A 20,507-nucleotide genomic window follows, 5' to 3' on the forward strand; every position below is an offset into this window, starting at 1 on the left:
ACTTCCTTAATTGCATAGCGGGCTATACGGATAACAATATTTTACCCGCAACATCACGCAAAAATACAGCAAACACACCTTTAAGACCAAAAGAACGTTTATTGCTTTCCTGCGCGAGTAAAACCTGCGAGATTCTTGTTTTCTAAATATTTCAACATCATAGTATATGTATCTTTGCTATATCGCATAGTCAAAGCTTTGTCAGAAAATGATTTTAATTCTGTCGCGCTTGTTTGCCTCAATAGATATTTTACTCGGGCCACATTTGAGGTATTCATACTTAACGAACGATATCCTAAACCAACAAGCAACAATGCACCAACAGGATCGCCAGCCAACTCCCCGCATAAGCTCACCGGGATATTGTATTGATTACACGTATCAAGTATTTGCTTCAATGCCATGATAACCGCGGGGTGGATAGATTCGTAAATATCAGAAACGCGAGAGTTATTACGATCTACCGCCAGCAAATATTGAGTAAGATCATTACTCCCTACAGAAACAAAATCAACTTTATCCGCAACCATAGGCAACAAATAGATCATAGATGGAACTTCAACCATGATACCTATCTCAGGTTTAGCGACTTTTGGCTCAAAACGCTTAACTTCAGTAAACGCCTGATCGATAAGTTTTAACGCTTCGTCTAACTCCTGACAGCTAGACACCATGGGTAGTAATATACGTAAGTTATCCAAACCAATGCTCGCCCGCAACATTGCCCTTAACTGAATAATAAATATATCTGGGTGATCTAACGTAAAACGTATGCCCCTCCAACCAAGAAATGGATTATCTTCTTCGATAGGAAGGTATGGTAGTGGCTTATCTCCACCAATATCCAACGTTCGCATTATCACCTTTTTATTGATATACGCCTTTAGGACACGTCTATATTGTTGAGCCTGCTCATCCTCTGAAGGGAATCGATGTTGTAATAAAAATTGAATTTCTGTCCTGTAAAGACCGACACCATCAACGCCTTTGTTAATGGCTATATTTGTGTCCGCACTCAGACCTGCATTTAACAATACTTCAATCTTTGTTCCATCATTAGTGCAGGCATCTTGACTAAGTTCACCCTCAACCATTTGAGAAAGCTCAAATTCTTCACCTTGTAATGATCGGTATTCTTGTAATAATTGATCGTTGGGCTCAACCAAGATCTTACCGCTGTATCCATCAACAACCCCCATGCGACCATGGATAGCTTCTGGTGATAGATTAGCTCCCATTATGGCAGGAACACCTAATGCTCGAGACAGAATAGCGGCGTGCGAATTAGCGGCACCTTCTAATGAAATAACCGCTAATAATTGTTCCTTGGGCACGCCTGCCAATATTGATGCTGTAAGCTCTCTAACAACTAGAATAACGGGCTTTCTCAGATCAATTTGACCAGATTCCGAATTATGTAGAAAATAAAGCAACCTTTGCCCTAGCTCTTTAATATCCTGAGCTCTTTCGCGCATATACACATCACTCATTTGAGCAAATCGATGTGAATAGGTCTCCACGACTTGTCTCAACGCCCAATCAGCTCTATCACCTTTGTTTATCTGTGTTTTAAGGTCCGCACGCAACATTGGGTCATTTAACAGGTGAGTGAATAAGTCAAAAATCGCCAATGCATCTTTATTTAACTCACCATCGAATCTTTTGCGCATTCGCCTAAAATCGGTAATTGCATTCTCGATCGCCAACATTAACCATTCATGTTCTTGTTCGGTGTTTACAGCAGAGGCGGGTAAAACGTTTGAGAGTTCAGGTTGGGTATTGTCCCACCAGAATGGGCCTACAGCGACACCTGGAGAAGCCGCAATACCAGAGATGCTTATTGTCTTTTGTTCAGCAAGCAACCAATGGCCCTTCGTTTGGGCGTGAGCAACGATAACTGCGACCTGTGCGGCAAGTGTCACCAAAAATGACTCTTCGATTTCACTAAACAATCGAGGTGATTTTTGCTGAATGACTAAAACACCTAAGACTTGTTTTCGATGAATGATTGGCGTACCAAGAAATGAATGGTAAACCTGCTCACCTAATTGAGGAAAAAATTTATAATTTGGATGTTTTGATGCTTCCGCTAGATTTAGCGGTTCAGCACTGCGACGCACCAGTCCCACAAGTGCCTCAGAGTAATCTATATGAATAGAATGGCCTTGCAATTGCAGACCTTGAGTTGCCATTAACTCAAGCCGTTGCTGCTGATCATTAGCCAAATAAACAGTGCAACAGTCTGTTTGCATCGCAATACACGTTTCTTTGACCAAAAGGTTTAAAGCTTGATGTACATCATCAAGCCTTATAACCTTTTCAACTATATCCCTCAGCTGAGTTAGCATTGCTATCCTCTACGGTTTTTACGTTTACCTTTCGACTTTCGCTCCTTAAAAGGCATAGCTAAAGAAGCAAACTCTTTCATCGCACGCCTATAGACATCACGTTTGAATGAAACAACCTGCCTAACAGGGTACCAAAAACTAACCCAACGCCAACCATCAAACTCAGGGGTATTACCACGTTGCATATTTACTTGCGACTCATCGCAAATCATGCGCAGTAAAAACCATTTCTGTTTTTGCCCGATACAAACAGGTTTAGAATCCCAACGAACAAGGCGCTTTGGTAGGCGGTACCTTAACCAATGACGGCTTGTTGCTACTATTTTTACATCCTGTTTAGTAAGACCAACTTCTTCGTATAGCTCTCTGAACATTGCTTGCTCAGGAGTTTCTCCGTCATCAATTCCCCCTTGGGGAAACTGCCAAGAATGTTGCCCGTATCGTTTAGCCCAGAATACCTGACCATGGTTGTTACAAATCACGATTCCCACATTTAAGCGGTAACCATCGCCATCGATCACTGGCCAACCTCTAGAAAATTCTCGTTGGCATGATTTTTTCACATATCCCTAGATGTCGCAAACTTACAGTGTAAGTTTAAGTAATATTTATTAGCCAACACTCACTTTTGAATAAACTCTAGCCAATATACTAGTTATCAACACTATCTAATGACACCTAGCCAATTTATTCACTTTTTCTGTGAATAAGTTTGTGAAGAATTCCAGTGAACTAAATCCACTTGCTCATACATTACACAGGGACAAAAAATGCTTCACAAGAATATTTAAAATAAATCATAATTTAACAACAAGTTACATAAAAATTAAAGGATCAACTGTCGCTAAAATTGACTGAAGATCTTCATCTTTTTTTGATCGGTCAAAGATCAACCACAGAGGTTCTTATCCACATCATTGATCCTAACTTTCATTATTTGAAGATAATATCAACTCCAAAATCCGATCAAAACCACTGTTAATTGATCCAGTTACAATTAATATTGCGTTTTTTCTAACAAGCCTGTGGATAACTAGGGTTAATCTCAAATAAAAGGCATAGATCTTCACAGGTACTCCGTTCTTTCTCTGGAGTTTGTTACAATAACTTTTTTAGTCTAGTGGTCAATAATGAAACCAGAACCAAAAACCGAAGCGGAGCTCTTGCAAAGAGCGTTAGATATTGCAGGGCTTTCATTTCTTGAGCTCGCAGAAGATGCGAATATGATCGTTCCTCCAGATTTAAAACGCGACAAAGGTTGGGTTGGTCAATTACTTGAATGGCACCTTGGTGCTACGGCAGGGAGCAAACCACAACAAGATTTCTTGGATCTAGGAATAGAACTTAAGAGCATTCCTATTAGTTACACAGGAAAACCACTAGAAACGACCTTTGTATGTGTCGCACCACTCGTCGGTGTACATGGTTTAACTTGGCAGACAAGCCATGTACGACAAAAACTATCTAAAGTACTTTGGATCCCGATAGAAGGTGAGCGGGAAATACCGTTAGCTGATCGTAAGGTAGGATCACCGATCTTATGGTCACCGAACAAAGAAGAACAAGACCAACTACAACTAGATTGGGAAGAGTTAATGGAGATGATCGTTTTAGGCCAAGTAGAGCAGATAACGGCGAGACATGGAGAGGTTTTGCAGTTAAGACCCAAAGCAGCCAACAGTCGAGTCTTCACACAAGCGTATGGCGCAACAGGAAATCCAATAAAAACGACACCAAGAGGCTTTTACTTAAGAACTCAGTTCACTCATAAAATATTGAAGCGGCACTTTTCTTAACGCCGCTATCAAACGTCAATCGACTACTTAATTTCTGAAATCGGTAACCAATCTACCTTTACACCTGCTTGCAAAAACATATCTTGGCTAACGTTGATTTTGTCTTCCCAACGAGAGAGAAAATCTTCTGTTTGCTCAGGACAATGTACGCTAGCAATACCGGTCTGAATAATCTTCGCCGCACAATTTGGACACGGAAAATGTGTCACCCAAATTTCACAGCCATCGAGATCCCGCTTAGCAAACAAAATCGCATTTTCTTCCGCATGGAGAGTTTTAAGGTATTTCATATCACGATCATCGGTACTAGCACTATCTGAAACACCATGCGGATAGCCATTAAAACCAACAGATACGATGCGATTTTTTTCAGTAATTACCGCACCAACTTGTGTGGAAGGATCTTTACTCCATGAACCCACTAACTCAGCCATTTGAAAAAAACGCTGTGCCCATTTTGAAATCATTCTAACGTCCTCAATTATCGATCATTTATTCGACAAAAAATCATGGCCAACTACTGCTTGATCTTACTATCTCAAAGGCTAAAAAAGAACCAGCCAAATCAGAAAGATAAGACTAGCTCATTAGGTATGCAAGCGAAACTTATGTTTCGCGTGTGTTAATGTCCTTACGGAGACCAATTCGTTAGATAAAATGTATTCGATAAAACGATGATCAACGTAGTCGATATCAATTTTTAATGTGTCTGCAAGGACATTTCTATATCATGATAAGGGATAGAATCACCAAAGGCACTGCATTCATCATCTGTGTTGTGCAAACGTAAATAGACAGATTCCACCCCTAACCGCGAAAGAACATCCTTAACTTGCTCAAGAGATGAAAAATGCATCGGTTCTCCATCTTTGTGAACGGGTTCCAATTTATGCTTGTATTCCACCGCAAGTAGATAATTTGACAGATCTTCACAACCAATGACATACAATTTCGGCGCAATATGTTTCCCAGAATGATCGGCATGTAACCAGTGTTCGAGCTGAATCTTTTGCATAGGATCCTCCTTTATTCATACTAAGCTTAGACCAGACTGCAACATTTTCTAATCATTCTTATTTTTCCAAGATGAAACCTGTTCAATATATTCAATAAAACAGTATCAAAAACAATTGATTTATAACATCGTCATCAACACTGACCACTCAAAAATCATGTGCATTTGCATCGCTAAAGCCACGCATAAATTTTAATTTAAATTAACTTATCCTATTGAATAATAAGAATATTAATGATTTTTTAATATTCAATACACTGATAATTAAGATACGATTCATGCCTATCTAGAGGAAATAACATAAGCACTTGTTCGCTCATGTATTATTAAATCGATAGGTACATTGGTTTAAAAAATAGAGATGATGCTTAGGACTAAAGTCGTACTGGTATCTAAACATAAGCAATCAAAAAACGTTTCTCTACATTAGTTATTCTTACGTACATTTGAAAATTGGAACGGGGGAAGCCTACCAAAAGCTAGAGCTCCCCCCAACCTCTACGTGACAATTCGAGAACGGTGTACGCGACGAAGATGACGGATACGACGTTCAACGATGACATGGCTAGGTTGACTGTAACCAATAGTACGACCGTCAGTTTCAAGGCCGATATCCTTTAGTAGGTGTGCACTCTCCCAAGGGATATCATATACAGAACGGCGTAGCTTTCGTTTCCATACTCTTTCTTCTCTTTTCAGATCGGCTTTAACAAGAAGAACAGCAAGGTGTAAATAAATAGAACGACTCATATTTTTTCTCCAGTATCTCTGCTGGGAAAAATAACATCTTAATGGGGAATAATTGAAAGGTTCCCTATTTAGCTGCTATCTTTCCGCAGCCTTATAAGGTTTACGGACTAGTTAGTTATCAGATAGATCTATTCGCAAATCAACCGCATGAGTTGCTGACATGGTTTGCGTTTTTAAGATCACAGAAGCGCAACAAAAATGAATTCGTTTTAACTGTTTCATATCGCGCCTCCTATCTAACTAATTAATCCAATTAAGAAATGTGTGAACTTCAGTTCACGGTGAAATTGTAACCAAATTGTTTATTTCTTCAACCCTTTATTTAATTAAATTATAAAATATAACTAATATCTCTAAATTTTAACGACTTATAGAAATCATCACAACTTATTACACCATGTACGTATGAGTATCCAGAGTAATATACTACCCTAATAAATCTCAGTGCCATTTACATGAAAATGGGGATCTAATATAACCAAGATTCCCGTTTCCACAGGAATGACGAAGTATTTGGCACTAACCGAACAGCATTACATCTTAGTACGCGCCATTTATTACGAAGAATAAAAACTACATAGCTTCAGTTATCAGGTTATGTTTATTGAGTAATCTGTACATAGTCGCTCTCGATACTCCTAGTTCTTTTGCAGCAGGTGATACCTGCCCATCATGCGACTCTAGTACATATATCAAGGCGTCTTTTTCTGCATTCTCGCGAATAATTTTCAGACTACGTTTACCACTTGATATCTGTGGTAAATCCAGTTGTGGTAATTCGATAATATCGCTGTCAGACATCAACACAGCGCGTTTTATCTGATTCATAAGCTCTCTTACATTTCCAGGCCAATGATATTGAGTCAATGCCTTAACCGCTTCGTCTGAAAAGTCTTTTGCCTGCGCGTTGTACTCTTTGGAGTACTCCTGCAAAAACTGTTTAGCTAAAATGCCAATGTCTCCCGCTCTTTCTTTAAGACTGGGAACGTTAATTCTTAAGACATTAATATAATGATACAGCTCGTCATTAAAATCCTTATCAACCAATGCTTTTTCAATATCAGAGCTATATGCTGCCAATATTCTTACGTTAAGTTGTTTATTACCGTCGACAGTGTCTATCTTTCCTTCTTGCATAAAGCGCAAAAGGTTACGCTGCTGTGAGCGTGGTAACGTTAAGATGTCATTAAGAAAAAGCGTACCTTCATTCGCCTTTTCCAAGAAGCATTCCACGCCTTCTTCCGTGCCAATACCAAATATTTCTTCTTGCATTCTTGCTTCTGAAAGCGCACCACAGTTAACCGTAATGAATGATTCTTTAGAACGTGCCGACATATTATGTATCGCTTTTGCTACGCTCTCTTTACCTGAACCATTCTCACCGTAGATAAGAATACTGACATCTGTGGAACCGATTCGCCTCACTTGTTCTCTAAGGCGCTTAATAGATACCGATTCACCGGAAATCCCCATGTCTTTAGTGCTACCAAAATTAGGCCATACTTTTTTCTCTAATTTAAGCATCCCCAATTGGTGCCCTATCGTACTCATAAGCTGAGCATCTGGGATAGGAGAGGTAAAAAAATCAATACAAAAGTTAACGATGAACTGACAAATAGTGTCAGACCCAATTTGCGACTCTCTAATAAAAGCAATCCAACGAACATGCTTGTGACTGCTAACTAAGTTGGCAATGCCATTTAAGCTGAATTCATCCTGACTTAAATCGACAATACCAATACAGGGGCCGATTTCATGTAAAAGTGTATCGGCCTTACGTAAGTCGCCACATCTTTGACATTGCCAACCAGCTTGTTCTAATACAGATAACCAAGGTTCGTGCTTACCGCTTACCACTACGAGTGAGCCGGGGACAGAATCCATACGGAATTGAGTTCCCATCAAAAATCCCTTATTGTTTTATGAGAATTACATTCAAACAAAGGGTTCAATATTCGAACCGCTAAGCCAGTCCTTACATTATCAAGACATTCGCTACAATTTACTGTCTCATTATTAAGACATAGCACATGTAAGCATTCCGTCAAGTTATGCATACATTTTTAGAACTAGTATCACATTAAAAAGCCCGCTCATTTGAGCGGGCTTTTTTTAGCTAAATCAGCGAGTTTTCTATGCTGGTTCTTGGAAAATCACCGTATCCGCTTTTTTCGTATACTGACCCATTTTATGGAAGTTCAAGTAACGGTAGGTATCTGATGCTGTTGCATCAAGCTGTTTAGCATATTCGAGATACTCTTCCTTAGTCGGAATTTTACCTAATATTGCACCCACAGCGGCGAGTTCAGCGGAAGCCAAGTAGACGTTTGCTCCTGTACCTAAACGGTTAGGGAAGTTACGAGTAGAGGTAGACATGACCGTTGCATCATCTGCAACACGTGCCTGGTTTCCCATACAGAGTGAACAACCCGGAGTTTCAATACGCACCCCTGCTCGACCAAAAATACCATAGTACCCTTCTTCCGTAAGTTGGTCTTTATCCATCTTAGTCGGTGGTGCAATCCATAGCCGAGTATCAAGTTGCCCCGTATAATTGTCCAAGAGCTTACCAGCAGCACGAAAATGACCAATGTTAGTCATACATGAGCCAATAAAGACTTCGTCAATCTCTGTGCCTTGTACGTCTGATAACACACGAGCATCATCCGGGTCATTCGGAGCACAAAGAATGGGCTCACTGATGTCCGCAAGGTCAATCTCTATTACATGCGTATATTCTGCATCGCTATCCGCTTCCATCAACTCAGGGTTTGCAACCCACTCTTCCATCGACTTAATACGGCGCTCTATAGTACGACGATCGCCATAGCCTTCTGAAATCATCCACTTAAGCATAACAATGTTCGAACTGAGATATTCAGAAATCGACTCTTTGGACAACTTAACCGTACAACCAGCAGCTGAACGTTCAGCTGAGGCATCAGACAATTCAAATGCTTGTTCTACTGAAAGATGATCAACACCCTCAATTTCAAGCACCCGGCCTGAGAATTCATTGACCTTACCTGCTTTTTCAACCGTCAATAGTCCCTGCTTAATTCCGTAGTAAGGGATAGCATGAACCAAATCACGTAACGTGATTCCTGGCTGTATTTCACCTTTAAAACGTACCAAAATAGATTCAGGCATATCCAACGGCATAACACCCGTTGCAGCAGCAAATGCAACCAAACCAGAACCTGCAGGGAAAGAGATACCTAGAGGGAAACGTGTATGAGAATCACCGCCAGTACCAACTGTATCAGGCAGTAACATCCGGTTTAGCCATGAGTGAATTACACCATCGCCAGGACGTAAAGAGACACCTGCACGATTCATAATAAAATCTGGCAACGTATGATGCGTATTCACATCAATCGGCTTTGGATACGCGGATGTATGGCAGAATGATTGCATCACTAAATCAGCTGAGAAGCCTAAACACGCCAAGTCTTTGAGTTCATCACGAGTCATCGGGCCTGTCGTATCTTGCGATCCAACCGTTGTCATCTTAGGCTCACAATACGTCCCAGGACGAACACCATCTATACCGCACGCTTTACCAACCATTTTTTGAGCTAACGAATAACCTTTACCCGTGTCCACAACCTCTACAGGTCGGCGGAATACGTCTGAAGTATCGAGACCTAGCGATACACGAGCACGATCTGTTAGTCCGCGACCGATGATAAGTGGGATACGGCCACCGGCACGAACTTCATCGATTAACACGTCCGTCTTCAATTCAAATTCAGCTAAAACTTCACCACTTTCATGACTCTTCACCTGACCTTCAAATGGATAAACGTCGATTACATCACCCATATTAAGCTTGGAAACATCAACCTCTATTGGTAGAGCACCTGCATCTTCCATTGTATTAAAGAAGATAGGTGCAATTTTACCACCAAGGCAATAACCGCCTGCTTTCTTATTCGGAACGTTAGGAATATCATCCCCCATGAACCAAAGTACTGAGTTAGTTGCCGACTTACGCGAAGATCCGGTACCCACAACATCACCAACATAGACTAATTGATGACCTTTTTCTTTTAGAACTTCGATCTGCTTGATAGGACCAATTGTCCCTGCAGCATCGGGATTTATGCCTTCACGCGCATTTTTTAGCATCGCCAAAGCATGAAGAGGTATGTCAGGACGAGACCATGCATCGGGGGCTGGTGAAAGGTCATCCGTATTCGTTTCACCGGTTACTTTAAACACCGTTAAGGTGACTTTTTCTTGTAGTTTAGGTTTTGATAAAAACCATTCAGCTTCAGCCCAAGAGGTAAGCACCTGTTTAGCGTACTTATTTCCTGATTTTGCTTTTTCTTCAACATCATAGAATGAATCAAACATTAGCAAAGTATGCGAAAGTGCTTTCGCGGCAATTGGAGCCAAACCTTCGTCGTCTAGAAATCCGATAAGAGAATCAATGTTATAACCGCCTTGCATTGTTCCAAGCAGTTCGGTGGCTTTCTCTTTGCTTATTAACGAGGAAAATACTTCACCTTTAGCAAGTGCCGTTAAGAAACCTGCTTTTACATAAGCGGCTTCATCTACACCAGGTGGAATTCTGTTTTCAAAAAGATCAAGAATAATGGATTCTTCACCCTTTGGTGGGTTCTTTACAAGTTCTACTAGTGCAGTAACTTGTTCAGCATTTAGGGGTTGAGCAACAACTCCCTCAGCAGCACGCTCTTCGACGTGTTTACGATAGGCTTCAAGCACGACTTCTTCCTCTCATTACGGTTTGTATATAAAAAACAAACATCCTTGGAAATATGGCTTACCACCATTTTTAGTGTTGATTTGTCCCAAAACATCAACAGTGGCAATGGCCAAACTGTGCGTAGAGAATAGCAAATTTAACGAAAAATTAAAATCTAATCAATTTGACCAACATAGCAACTTACGACTAAAGTTCTACTAAAAATCATTAACAAACTTTAATCTTTAAAGGGCAATACAACATCAATATGTATGGCCCACAATCAAGTAATACGACTGGTAATTATCTTCTGTCAAACCATATGCAAACACAATTGGTCCTATGGGAGACGCAACACCAGCAAACACAGATCCTGCGGTATAAAGAGGCGCATCAGAAAAAGAGATGTCGGTATCTGACCACACTCCGCCATATTCTAGGGACGCGCCAAAGTAGACAGGCGCCGTAAATAGGCCAAAATCATTCTCAAACCATTTATATCGATAAACGATACTGCTAAAAAGTAGATTTTCCCCCACTAAACTGTCTCTAGAGACACCAGATAGTCGTAAAAAACCACCGAGTTCTTTAGGCTGGATAGGTGGATTGTTGCCCGTTTTATCCTCAACTAAGCCATATTCGAGACCCGCAACAAAGGTGTGCTTATCAATACTAAATGCACCACGTACTTTGGTTGAAATCTCATGAACCGTATCATTGCTGTATTCAATTACATCACCTCCACCAGTGTCCGATATGGAACGTCCACGTACGCTGTCATCAGAGATAAAATATTCTAAATCAATAAGAAAACCGGAAGTGGGTAGGCTATAATCATCCAATGTGTCCAGTCGAAAACGAGCAAAAGGGCCTTGGCGAGTGTAGTTAACGTCACCAAAAACAGGCAGTGTCGTTAGGTTGGCTTCACCATCTATATATCGAAAGCCAACATAAGTAGAATGCCAAAATTTAGGCTGATACCCTAATGCGGCTTCAAGCGTCAAATCAGTATAAGTCGTCGATAGTGAGTTCTCTGTCATATCTAAAGAACTGCCCGATCCAAACCCCTCTACGGGTGTGTTTTTTTTATCTTTACTATACGTAACGCTAGCTAAGCTTATTATATTAGGATTAAACAGAAACGGAGATGTCCATACCAAGGCGATTCTTCTATCTGTTCCTAAGTCCAAATTAAGCTTTAACTCGGCACCCGCACTATTCAAACCAGTAAAATTGGTCGACACACCAAGAGAATATTGACTATCGGAAGTGAAATCTTCTTCTAGGAAAAAGCGGAAATTCATATAATTAGGACCCCACCCTTTCTCTTTTATATCAACAACTAAATTGGTTTCATCGTTGTCTGTTTCAAAATGATAGGTGACCGTTTCAAATCGGTCTAGGGCATAAAGATTACGAACTTTTTTCTCCATTACTTCTGTTGGTATCTTTTCACCCGTTTGAATACCGAGTCTGTTGAGAACCAAACGATCATCGTAATGTGAATTATTATTAAGGGTAATACGATCAATGACCAGTTCATCACCATAAGTCAGCGTTCGTCTAGCCTCTTCTTTTTCGTCAATATAGTTTTGGTACTGAGACGTGGATATTGAATAACGAGACAGCTTCTCTTTTTCCTTGAAGGCAATGTCATAGCCTCGGATATAAGCCTCCGGCATTTTATCAAATTCCATCGTATCCATGTTGCCAACAGAAGGACTTAACAATGTATCTTGCTCGGTCAATAATTTTATCTGTTCATCCGTTGTCCGTCGGACAAGGTAGTTTGAAAGTTGGCCACCAACTGCGACAAAATTTTCTATCTCGTCTTCATTATAATATTCGCTGCTAATATCGACGGCGATAACGATATCTGCACCCATCGCTTTTGCAAGACCAATTGGCATGTTGTTAGTCACACCACCATCAACGAGTAACTTTCCATCTATTTCATAAGGAGGCAACGCCCCTGGTACGGACATACTTGCCATCATTGCATCGGTTAATAAACCTTTATCAATAACTACTTCTTCTAGTTTAACGATATCGGTGGCCACGGCACGATACTTAAGAGGCAGTTGATCAAAAGAGTCAAATTTAGGCAGATTACCGGAGGTTTCTCTCAGTATCTCCATCATCCCCTGCCCCTGAACAACACCTTTTGGGGAGCGAAACTCTCCAAAACCAACACCTAGGTCAGCATTAATCTGATAGTGATCTTCATGAATTTTTTCTATGACTCTTCTTTCGCTTCGATCAACCCTATCTCGATAACCGCTGTTCCATTCTGTTGAATAGATAAGCGATTCGATCTCATCTGCACTCATGCCTGTCGCGTAGAGTCCACCAACATACGCGCCCATACTCGTACCAGTAATAATATCTACTGGTATATGCATTTCTTCCAGAGCTTTAAGTACACCGATGTGCGCGGCACCTTTTGCGCCACCTCCGGCTAATACAACGGCGATGGTGGGACGTTTAACTTTACCTGTGGTGTCCTCATTTGATGCTGGCATACTCTCACCTTTGGCTAATGCCAACGGTGAGAAAATCGAACTCATCACAGTAACAATGATAGAACAACAAAACAGGCGTACATTTTCCACATTAAATCCTTTTACATATCGGAAAAATCAAACAGATAATACAATGACTATAAAGCATCCCATTGTTAATCAAAAAGATTCTTTAGCCACTGTGTAGGGGAGCTCTCACACGATTTTTTCAATGTACCACTTGCATCCCACACGGGCAGTTTAAACGCATTCCCACACTCCAATTTTAGACCGCCATTTTTCTGCTTAGCATAGCCCATTGTCGTCACTCCTTTTGGCCAAGGTAGCTGCAATCGTTGTGGTATTCTGAAAGATAAATACTCGTTATATACTCGTAATGCACCAGTAGAACCCGTCAGTTTTGTGGGTTTATTATCGTCCCTTCCTACCCATAAAGTCACAACTTCTCGGCCATCAACGCCCACAAACCAACTGTCTCTACTGTCATTACTCGTACCTGTTTTTCCAGCTAAACCTGCCCAGCTAAACTGATTCTGTAGATATCTTCCGGTACCTTCTAATACAGCCTTCTTCATAACATAGGTTGTTAACCATGCGGCTTGTTCATCAATGGTAATCTGTTTCCTTGGCATTGACTGATAATGTATCTCATCATCCAGGTCTTTTACTACCCGTAAAGCACTAAGCGGTGCTCGTTGACCAGAGTTTGTTATTGTTTGGTACATCTGAGCAACCTGATAAGGTGTCAGAGAAAATGAACCTAAAAACATAGAAGGTACGGGCCGGATCTCTTTTCTATCAACACCCAATGCTGCTAGAGTATCTGTCACCTTAGGAATGCCTAACTTAAGTCCCAACCTTACTGTTGGAATATTAATCGATTTAGCCATGGCTTGATAGAGCGGGACTGAACCTCGGAATTTGTTATCGAAATTTTTCGGTTTCCATATCGTGCCTTTGCTGCCTTTCAGTTGTATTGGTTCATCTTTTAACGTTGTCGCAAGAGTATATTCATCAGGGTAAGATAACGCGGTTAAATACACCGCCGGTTTTACAAGAGAACCAATTTGTCGACTCGCATTTAAAACTCTATTAAAGCCGTCATACCCAGTCCTTTTCCCTCCCACCATAGCTCTAATTTCACCCGTTTTTCTGTCGACGGCAATAGCAGCAGCCTCAAGTCCAACTCCATTCTTCTTTTCCAAGTCTGGGAGTTTTCTCTCAATCGCTTTCTCTAACATAGTTTGAGAAACAGGGTCTAAGGTAGTAAATAGGGTCAACCCCGCAAATGTAGTAAACTCTCCGCCCAGTTTTTTCGCTAGTTCGTTCTTGAGTTGTTGAAAATAAGCGGGTTGCCGACTTGCAATTCTAGGATTGTCTTGGATATCTAAATTACGGCTAACCGCTTGATTATATTGACTAGCAGTCACATAATCCTGTTGCATCATCAGTCTCAGGACAAGGTCTCTTCGCTTTTTAGCACGCTCAGGGTTTTTTATTGGATTATAGTAAGATGGGCCCTTTACCATACCGACAAGGAGAGCAAGCTGGTCATATCTGAGCTCTTGTACCGGAACGCCAAAATAAAGACGAGATGCCAAACCAAAACCGTGTACTGCAAGTCCACCACTTTGTCCTAGATAAACCTCATTTAGATACGCTTCCAATATCCTATCTTTGTCATAACGGTAGTCAAGAATTAACGCAATATACGCTTCACGAACTTTGCGCCAAATCGTTTTTTCTCTTGTTAAAAAAAGGTTTTTGGCTAACTGTTGGGTTAACGTACTCCCGCCCTGAACGGTTCGTCCAGCTTTAACATTCGCGACTAGGGCTCGTAGTATAGAGGTCGGCGATACTCCATCGTGTTGATAAAAATCTCTATCCTCTGTCGTTAATAATGCATCAACTAAAAATTCAGGGAACTGATTGCGTTTCAAATAGAGGCGAGTTTCATTCACCTCTTTTTCTAACATTCCAAGCATCTTAGGTTCTATTCGTAAAAAGCCAAGATCACCCTTTTGCTCTAATGATTGAATTCGATTAAGCCCCAAATTATCAAAATGAAGCATCACGTGCCTATCAGGCTGAGGCCCGTCTTCAAAATCAAATGGGCGACGAATCATTTCTACTTTTGTCGATGACGCAGAGTACTCCCCCGCATGCCTAGGACTTCGAACTTTTTTATAAGCTAACGCATCCAACTCTTGTTTCATCTCCTTGATGCTAAATTCCATCCCGGGAGACAGATGTAACACACGAGCATAAACAACCGTAGGCAGATCAAAAAGTTGTCCTTCGAAGCGCTCTTTTACTACAGAATCAAAATAAATGCCGACAAACACAATTATTGCGCCACCGGCAACCGATACCTTCCACGCTAAGCTCCACAAATATCTTAACCAACCTCGTTTGGTTGGTTTTCCTTTAGTGGTTCTACTTGACGATTTTTTTGCGACAGGTCGCTTAGTCGGCACCTTCTTTTTCGGTGCGGCTTTTTTCGTCGTTATTGTTTTTTTAGAAACTGTTTCTTTTTTATTTATCATGACTTTAATTGTCGTTTAGTTTTAGTTGTCGCAATGTGATTGGCAGGATCGTCAGGCCAAGGGTGTTTAGGGTATCTTCCCTTCATCTCTTTTTGCACTTCTTTATAACTTCCCATCCAAAAACCAGCCAAATCTGATGTTATCTGCAGTGGACGATGAGCAGGTGACAGCAACTCCAATACTATCCGTTTTCGTCCATCGGCTATTAGTGGTGATGTTTTCTCACCAAACACTTCCTGCATACGAACCGATACCATGGGTTCTGCTCCTGCTTTATAAATTATTTTCTTATTGCTTCCTGTTGGAACTTGATAGTACACCGGCAATAAACCATCGATCTCTTTATTCAAAGGCCAACCAAGATATGCCAGTAAGGCCTGAGAGAGGTCTATACGTTCAAGACTCTTTACGCTCACTTTTCCAACCATGAATGGCTCTATCCATTTGTCCAAATGATCGACCAAGCCATCTTCTGTTAAGTCCGGCCACGATTTCTCGCTGAACCAATCTGAAGCGCAACGCATTCGTTCTAAGAGAGCCAGACTACCTGGTGTCCAATTCAAGCACGAAAGTCCTTTTCGACGAACAAAATTAAGTAGAGCTTGTGTCATTTTTTCTGCATTTGTTTTCGGAAGTACTTCTTTTTTTATGATCAACTTTCCAAGTTTCAAATGCTTTTCGGCGACAAGTTGCCCTTTATTTTCGTCCCAATCTATACACTCAATAGAATCAAAGATAGATGGATTAAATTGATGTAATTCATCTATGTTTAAATTTGCACCTACAAATACCCTACTCGTATCCTGCCAGCTTCGCATTAGGTTAACGACAACAACATACTCGTTCGTAGACAGGGGTTCCAAATCATCAATAGAGGCCCCATGTCCATTGGCCAACAGGAACTGTCCATCCTGTCCTTTTCTTTGTTGAGCAATTCGTTCTGGATACGCCAGAGCTAGGCAAAGCCCAGCTTCCTCTTCTTTTATACAAGATAGAGAGAAACTAGTACCCATTTTTTCAGCTAGTTGCCTTGCTCTGCGTTCAATGACACTTTGCGACCTATTTTTTCTATGCTTTAGCGCATACAGTGATTGAGCGATATCTACATTCACCTGTGTCGACTCTTCCACAATCGGAATTAAAGCCAATGCCGTAGGCAGCAAAGTTTCATTCATTTGATGTATTTTAACTAACATCGCAGCAAGTCTGGGGTCAATTCCGAGTTTTTGGGCAGACTTACCAAGTGATGTTAACTGTCGTGTATCGGACACCAGCCCTAACTTTTCAAGTAACGTAAAGCCTTGTTCTAGGCTTGTTGTCAGAGGCGTATCTAACCAATGAAGTTCATCCGCTTTTGTGGTTCCCCATTGGACCAACTCCAAGCATAGCGACGAAAGATCACTATGCCGTATCTCTGGTTCTGGTACTAAAGCAAACTGTTTAAATTGATCTTCGCTATATAAACGAATACAGATGCCATCTTCAAGACGGCCGGCTCTTCCCGCTCTTTGTATAGCAGAAGATTGTGCAATTTTAGCCTCTTCTAATTTCGTAACTCCAGTCCTTAAATCAAATTTAGCCACTCTCTCAAGACCTGAGTCGATAACGATACGTATGCCTTCAATTGTTAACGATGTTTCGGCAATATTCGTCGCGAGCACAATTTTCCGGTGTCCCTTGGGGCTCGGCGCAATTGCCTGCTCTTGCTGTTGAAACGTTAATCGTCCGTAAAGAGGATAGACCTGCGTTTTTTCATCCAGAGTTCCAAGCTCTAACGCTAACTGCTTAATGGCCCCAGAACTTGGGAGGAAAACTAAAATGGAGCCTTGTTCATTTCGCACTGCATGCAAAATGGCTTTGGTCATACTCGGAATCAAGCGCTCATTGACACGCAGTGGCGAATAGCGATAGTGAATTGGGAAGCCTCTTCCGTCAGATTCAATATACGCAGCTCGAGGAAGGAGGTTCTGTAACGCCTGCTGATCTAGCGTTGCTGACATCACGACAATTTTAAGGTCATCCCTCAACGCCTCTTGCACCTCTAGTGCAAAAGCAAGAGAGGTGTCAGCATGAATACTTCTTTCATGAAATTCGTCAAATATTAGTAGATCGACACCTGAAAGCTCAGGGTCAGACTGAAGCATACGAGTCATGACTCCTTCGGTCACTATTTCAAGTTTGGTATTCGAACTCACCTTTGTTTCACCTTTTACGCGAAACCCGACTTGTTCCCCTACATTCTCACCAAGCTGCTTTGCTAAAAAATAAGCGATATTTCTCGCCGCTAGACGTCTAGGTTCCAGCATGATTATTTTACCTTTAATTACCTTATGTTTAATCAGCTGAAGTGGGAAATAGGTTGATTTTCCTGCACCTGGTTGAGCTTTAAGGATGATTTGGTCACTCTTTTCGACATGAGTTAACAGATCTGAAATAACAGTTTCAATTGGTAGTTGTGGCAAGGTGAAACCTTATGATTTACTAGTTAAACGAGATTGTAATGAAAACAGTGAAAAGATGCACTTTGAACCTAAGCTAGAATCTGCCACATTAATCAGACGCTACAAGCGCTTTTTGGCTGACATAGAACTTCCATCAGGAGAAATTCGAACCATACACTGCGCAAACACTGGGGCGATGACGGGCTGTGCTGACGCAGGAAATATCATTTGGTATTCAACTTCTGACAATCCGAAGCGAAAATATCCAAATAGTTGGGAACTCAGTCAGAACGCGAGTGGTGAAAATATTTGCGTAAATACCGCTAGAGCAAATAATCTTGTGGTTGAAGCAATCAATACCAATGTCATTTTGGAGCTTTTAGACTACGATAAATTGAGTACAGAAGTTAAGTATGGCAGTGAAAACAGCCGTGTAGACATTTATCTTGAAGGTAAGGGAAAAGCCCCTTGTTACGTAGAAGTAAAAAGCGTCACGTTACTAGAAAATAGTGGACAAGGGTACTTTCCTGATTCCGTGACAACTCGCGGTCAGAAGCATCTGCGTGAGCTCACAGAAATGGTTAATTGTGGTAACAGGGCGGTACTTTTTTTCGCTGTTTTACATTCAGGCATTGAAAAAGTGTCCGTTGCACACCATATAGATGCAAATTATTCACAATTACTAAAACAAGCAAAAGAAGCTGGTGTTGAAATACTCTGTTATAAAGCAGAATTATCAAGCCGTGAGATTCGCCTCGTTTCTTCTATCGAGTTTATCGATTAATAAAAAATGATGCAGACCTCACACAGAAGGCAATTATGAAATTTCTTAATTTGCTTCCAGCTTTTCTTTCTGCTATAGATACCCGCCTAAAATTAACTACAAGTCAGTTGATGTTGGTGTAAGTAGGAGACGTGGTATGCCAGAAAAGAAAAAAGCGCTAGGCATCCTAGCCATAGCAGGCGTTGAGCCTTACCAAAAAAAAGCTGGTGAAGAGTACATGTCACCAGAACAGATGGATCATTTTTCCAAGATCTTAGGAGCTTGGCGTGACCAACTTAGAGATGAAGTTGAACGGACTGTGCACCACATGCAGGATGAAGCCGCTAACTTTCCAGATCCAGTTGATAGAGCATCACAAGAAGAAGAATTCAGTCTTGAATTGCGTAACCGAGATCGTGAACGTCGTTTAATCAAAAAAATTGAAAAGACGCTCAATAAGATCGAAGAAGATGATTTTGGATTCTGTGAGTCTTGCGGTGTTGAAATCGGTATTCGTCGATTAGAGGCTCGCCCAACAGCCGATCTTTGTATCGATTGTAAAACCCTTGCGGAAATGAAAGAAAGACAGATGCAAGGTTAATCTAAGAGTAAAAACTAAAGGGAGCCTTGGCTCCCTTTTTTCTTTTACTATACCGAGTTAATACTGATTTAATTATGAGATATATAGGTCGTTTCGCTCCATCACCTTCAGGTTCGTTACATTTTGGATCACTTGTTGCGGCTCTTGGCAGTTATTTCCAAGCCAAGTCGAACAGCGGAACATGGTTGGTTAGAATGGAAGATCTCGACCCGCCAAGAGAGATACCTGGCGCCGCCACCCATATCCTAAAGACACTCGAAGCATACCATCTCTATTGGGATGGAGAAGTGATGTATCAAAGTCAACGTCACAACACATACCAACAAAAGATTGATGAATGGTTAGCCACTGGGCAGGCCTATTATTGCCAATGCAGTAGGAAAAAAATCAAAGCCCAAGGTGGTTTTTATCTTGGAACCTGCCGGGACAAAAAAATAACCACACAGAAAGAGTGCGCTGTACGAATACGAGTGGATGACCCAATAACGTATTTTGTCGATTCTGTTCGAGGTAAGATAGATATCCCTGATGCGTTAGCTTCTGAAGACTTCATAATCAAACGTCGAGACGGATTATTTGCATATAATTTAGCGGTTGTGCTCGATGACATAGAGCAAGGTATTACCGAAGTAGTTAGAGGTTCAGACCTCATCGAACCAACGGGACGCCAAATTGGTCTTTATCGGCTTCTAAACACGACGCCAATTAGTTATTTTCATCTACCATTGGCGATTGATGAATTTGGGCATAAACTGTCCAAACAAAATCATGCGAGAGCCATTAATTTGCAACAACCAACGCCTACTCTTATTCAGGCAATGCAATTTTTAGGTTTTGTTATTCCTCAAGAGGTTCAAGAGGCAACATTGGATGATATTTTGACATGGGGATGCTCAAACTGGTCAGTTAACGTACTGCCACCGGAGACCAAGATCACAACACCATTCTCAAATGGTGCTCCGTAGGCTATTATTAGCACCGTTTTTGGCATTAGCACATGAAGGTCAAATTAGA

General features: G+C 41.1%; 14 protein-coding genes. 4 read left to right on the forward strand and 10 right to left on the reverse strand.

What is annotated here, in order from left to right:
• Positions 1–98 precede the first annotated feature (98 nt).
• Positions 99–2,348, reverse strand: coding sequence for a phosphoenolpyruvate--protein phosphotransferase (ptsP, locus tag IUZ65_RS13630; protein WP_195704237.1), 2,250 nt, complete (start codon positions 2,346–2,348; stop codon positions 99–101).
• 2 nt (positions 2,349–2,350) lie between these two features.
• Positions 2,351–2,869 (reverse strand): RNA pyrophosphohydrolase, encoded by a 519-nt coding sequence (rppH, locus tag IUZ65_RS13635; protein WP_195705121.1) that lies wholly within the window; start codon positions 2,867–2,869, stop codon positions 2,351–2,353.
• A gap of 609 nt (positions 2,870–3,478) precedes the next feature.
• On the opposite strand from rppH, the gene mutH reads away from it, so the two are divergent.
• Positions 3,479–4,144: a DNA mismatch repair endonuclease MutH gene (gene mutH / locus IUZ65_RS13640; RefSeq protein ID WP_195704238.1), complete on the forward strand. Its 666-nt coding sequence runs from the start codon at positions 3,479–3,481 to the stop codon at positions 4,142–4,144.
• Positions 4,145–4,167: 23 nt separating this feature from the next.
• On the opposite strand, the gene IUZ65_RS13645 is transcribed toward mutH, so the two are convergent.
• The 8 genes from IUZ65_RS13645 to hrpB form a co-directional block, all read right to left on the reverse strand.
• Positions 4,168–4,611 (reverse strand): dCMP deaminase family protein, encoded by a 444-nt coding sequence (locus tag IUZ65_RS13645; protein WP_195704239.1) that lies wholly within the window; start codon positions 4,609–4,611, stop codon positions 4,168–4,170.
• Positions 4,612–4,844: 233 nt separating this feature from the next.
• The gene (locus tag IUZ65_RS13650) at positions 4,845–5,159 is read right to left on the reverse strand and encodes a DUF6482 family protein (RefSeq protein ID WP_195704240.1); all 315 of its coding nucleotides are present in this window, start codon (positions 5,157–5,159) and stop codon (positions 4,845–4,847) included.
• 498 nt (positions 5,160–5,657) lie between these two features.
• Complete coding sequence (locus tag IUZ65_RS13655; protein ID WP_195704241.1) at positions 5,658–5,909, reverse strand: hypothetical protein; 252 nt, start codon at positions 5,907–5,909, stop codon at positions 5,658–5,660.
• 573 nt (positions 5,910–6,482) lie between these two features.
• Entirely contained in the window at positions 6,483–7,811 is a 1,329-nt protein-coding gene (locus IUZ65_RS13660) for a sigma-54-dependent transcriptional regulator (protein ID WP_195704242.1), read from the reverse strand.
• A 231-nt stretch (positions 7,812–8,042) separates the two neighbouring features.
• Entirely contained in the window at positions 8,043–10,640 is a 2,598-nt protein-coding gene (gene acnB / locus IUZ65_RS13665; protein ID WP_195704243.1) for a bifunctional aconitate hydratase 2/2-methylisocitrate dehydratase, read from the reverse strand.
• A 243-nt stretch (positions 10,641–10,883) separates the two neighbouring features.
• Positions 10,884–13,187 carry a patatin-like phospholipase family protein gene (locus tag IUZ65_RS13670; RefSeq protein ID WP_195705122.1) on the reverse strand — a complete coding sequence of 768 codons (2,304 nt, stop codon included), beginning with the start codon at positions 13,185–13,187 and terminating at the stop codon, positions 10,884–10,886.
• Positions 13,188–13,297: 110 nt separating this feature from the next.
• Positions 13,298–15,688, reverse strand: a complete 2,391-nt coding sequence (gene mrcB / locus IUZ65_RS13675; RefSeq protein WP_195704244.1) for a penicillin-binding protein 1B — start codon at positions 15,686–15,688, stop codon at positions 13,298–13,300.
• Entirely contained in the window at positions 15,685–18,150 is a 2,466-nt protein-coding gene (gene hrpB, locus IUZ65_RS13680; protein ID WP_195704245.1) for an ATP-dependent helicase HrpB, read from the reverse strand. The genes mrcB and hrpB overlap by 4 nt, the downstream gene beginning before the upstream one ends.
• Before the next feature lie 55 nt (positions 18,151–18,205).
• Here hrpB and sfsA point away from each other — a divergent pair, with 55 nt between their 5' ends.
• The 3 genes from sfsA to gluQRS all read left to right on the forward strand — a co-directional run bounded on the left by sfsA (position 18,206) and on the right by gluQRS (position 20,458).
• A complete protein-coding gene (gene sfsA / locus IUZ65_RS13685; RefSeq protein WP_195704246.1) occupies positions 18,206–18,913 on the forward strand; it encodes a DNA/RNA nuclease SfsA in 708 nt (235 codons plus the stop codon).
• Between the two features lie 136 nt (positions 18,914–19,049).
• Positions 19,050–19,493 carry an RNA polymerase-binding protein DksA gene (gene dksA / locus IUZ65_RS13690; RefSeq protein WP_195704247.1) on the forward strand — a complete coding sequence of 148 codons (444 nt, stop codon included), beginning with the start codon at positions 19,050–19,052 and terminating at the stop codon, positions 19,491–19,493.
• A gap of 74 nt (positions 19,494–19,567) precedes the next feature.
• Positions 19,568–20,458, forward strand: coding sequence for a tRNA glutamyl-Q(34) synthetase GluQRS (gluQRS, locus tag IUZ65_RS13695; protein WP_195704248.1), 891 nt, complete (start codon positions 19,568–19,570; stop codon positions 20,456–20,458).
• Positions 20,459–20,507: the final 49 nt, after the last annotated feature.

The sequence above is a fragment of the Vibrio sp. VB16 genome, assembly GCF_015594925.2.
Classification (GTDB): Bacteria; Pseudomonadota; Gammaproteobacteria; order Enterobacterales; family Vibrionaceae; genus Vibrio.

Excerpts from the sequence above, each read along its gene's own strand:
- ptsP (WP_195704237.1), bottom strand. The coding sequence starts at position 2,348 with ATGCTAACTCAGCTGAGGGATATAGTTGAAAAGGTTATAAGGCTTGAT.
- mutH (WP_195704238.1), top strand. The coding sequence starts at position 3,479 with ATGAAACCAGAACCAAAAACCGAAGCGGAGCTCTTGCAAAGAGCGTTA.
- IUZ65_RS13645 (WP_195704239.1), bottom strand. The coding sequence starts at position 4,611 with ATGATTTCAAAATGGGCACAGCGTTTTTTTCAAATGGCTGAGTTAGTG.
- IUZ65_RS13650 (WP_195704240.1), bottom strand. The coding sequence starts at position 5,159 with ATGCAAAAGATTCAGCTCGAACACTGGTTACATGCCGATCATTCTGGG.
- IUZ65_RS13655 (WP_195704241.1), bottom strand. The coding sequence starts at position 5,909 with ATGAGTCGTTCTATTTATTTACACCTTGCTGTTCTTCTTGTTAAAGCC.
- IUZ65_RS13660 (WP_195704242.1), bottom strand. The coding sequence starts at position 7,811 with ATGGGAACTCAATTCCGTATGGATTCTGTCCCCGGCTCACTCGTAGTG.
- IUZ65_RS13670 (WP_195705122.1), bottom strand. The coding sequence starts at position 13,187 with ATGAGTTCGATTTTCTCACCGTTGGCATTAGCCAAAGGTGAGAGTATG.
- mrcB (WP_195704244.1), bottom strand. The coding sequence starts at position 15,688 with ATGATAAATAAAAAAGAAACAGTTTCTAAAAAAACAATAACGACGAAA.
- sfsA (WP_195704246.1), top strand. The coding sequence starts at position 18,206 with ATGCACTTTGAACCTAAGCTAGAATCTGCCACATTAATCAGACGCTAC.
- dksA (WP_195704247.1), top strand. The coding sequence starts at position 19,050 with ATGCCAGAAAAGAAAAAAGCGCTAGGCATCCTAGCCATAGCAGGCGTT.
- gluQRS (WP_195704248.1), top strand. The coding sequence starts at position 19,568 with ATGAGATATATAGGTCGTTTCGCTCCATCACCTTCAGGTTCGTTACAT.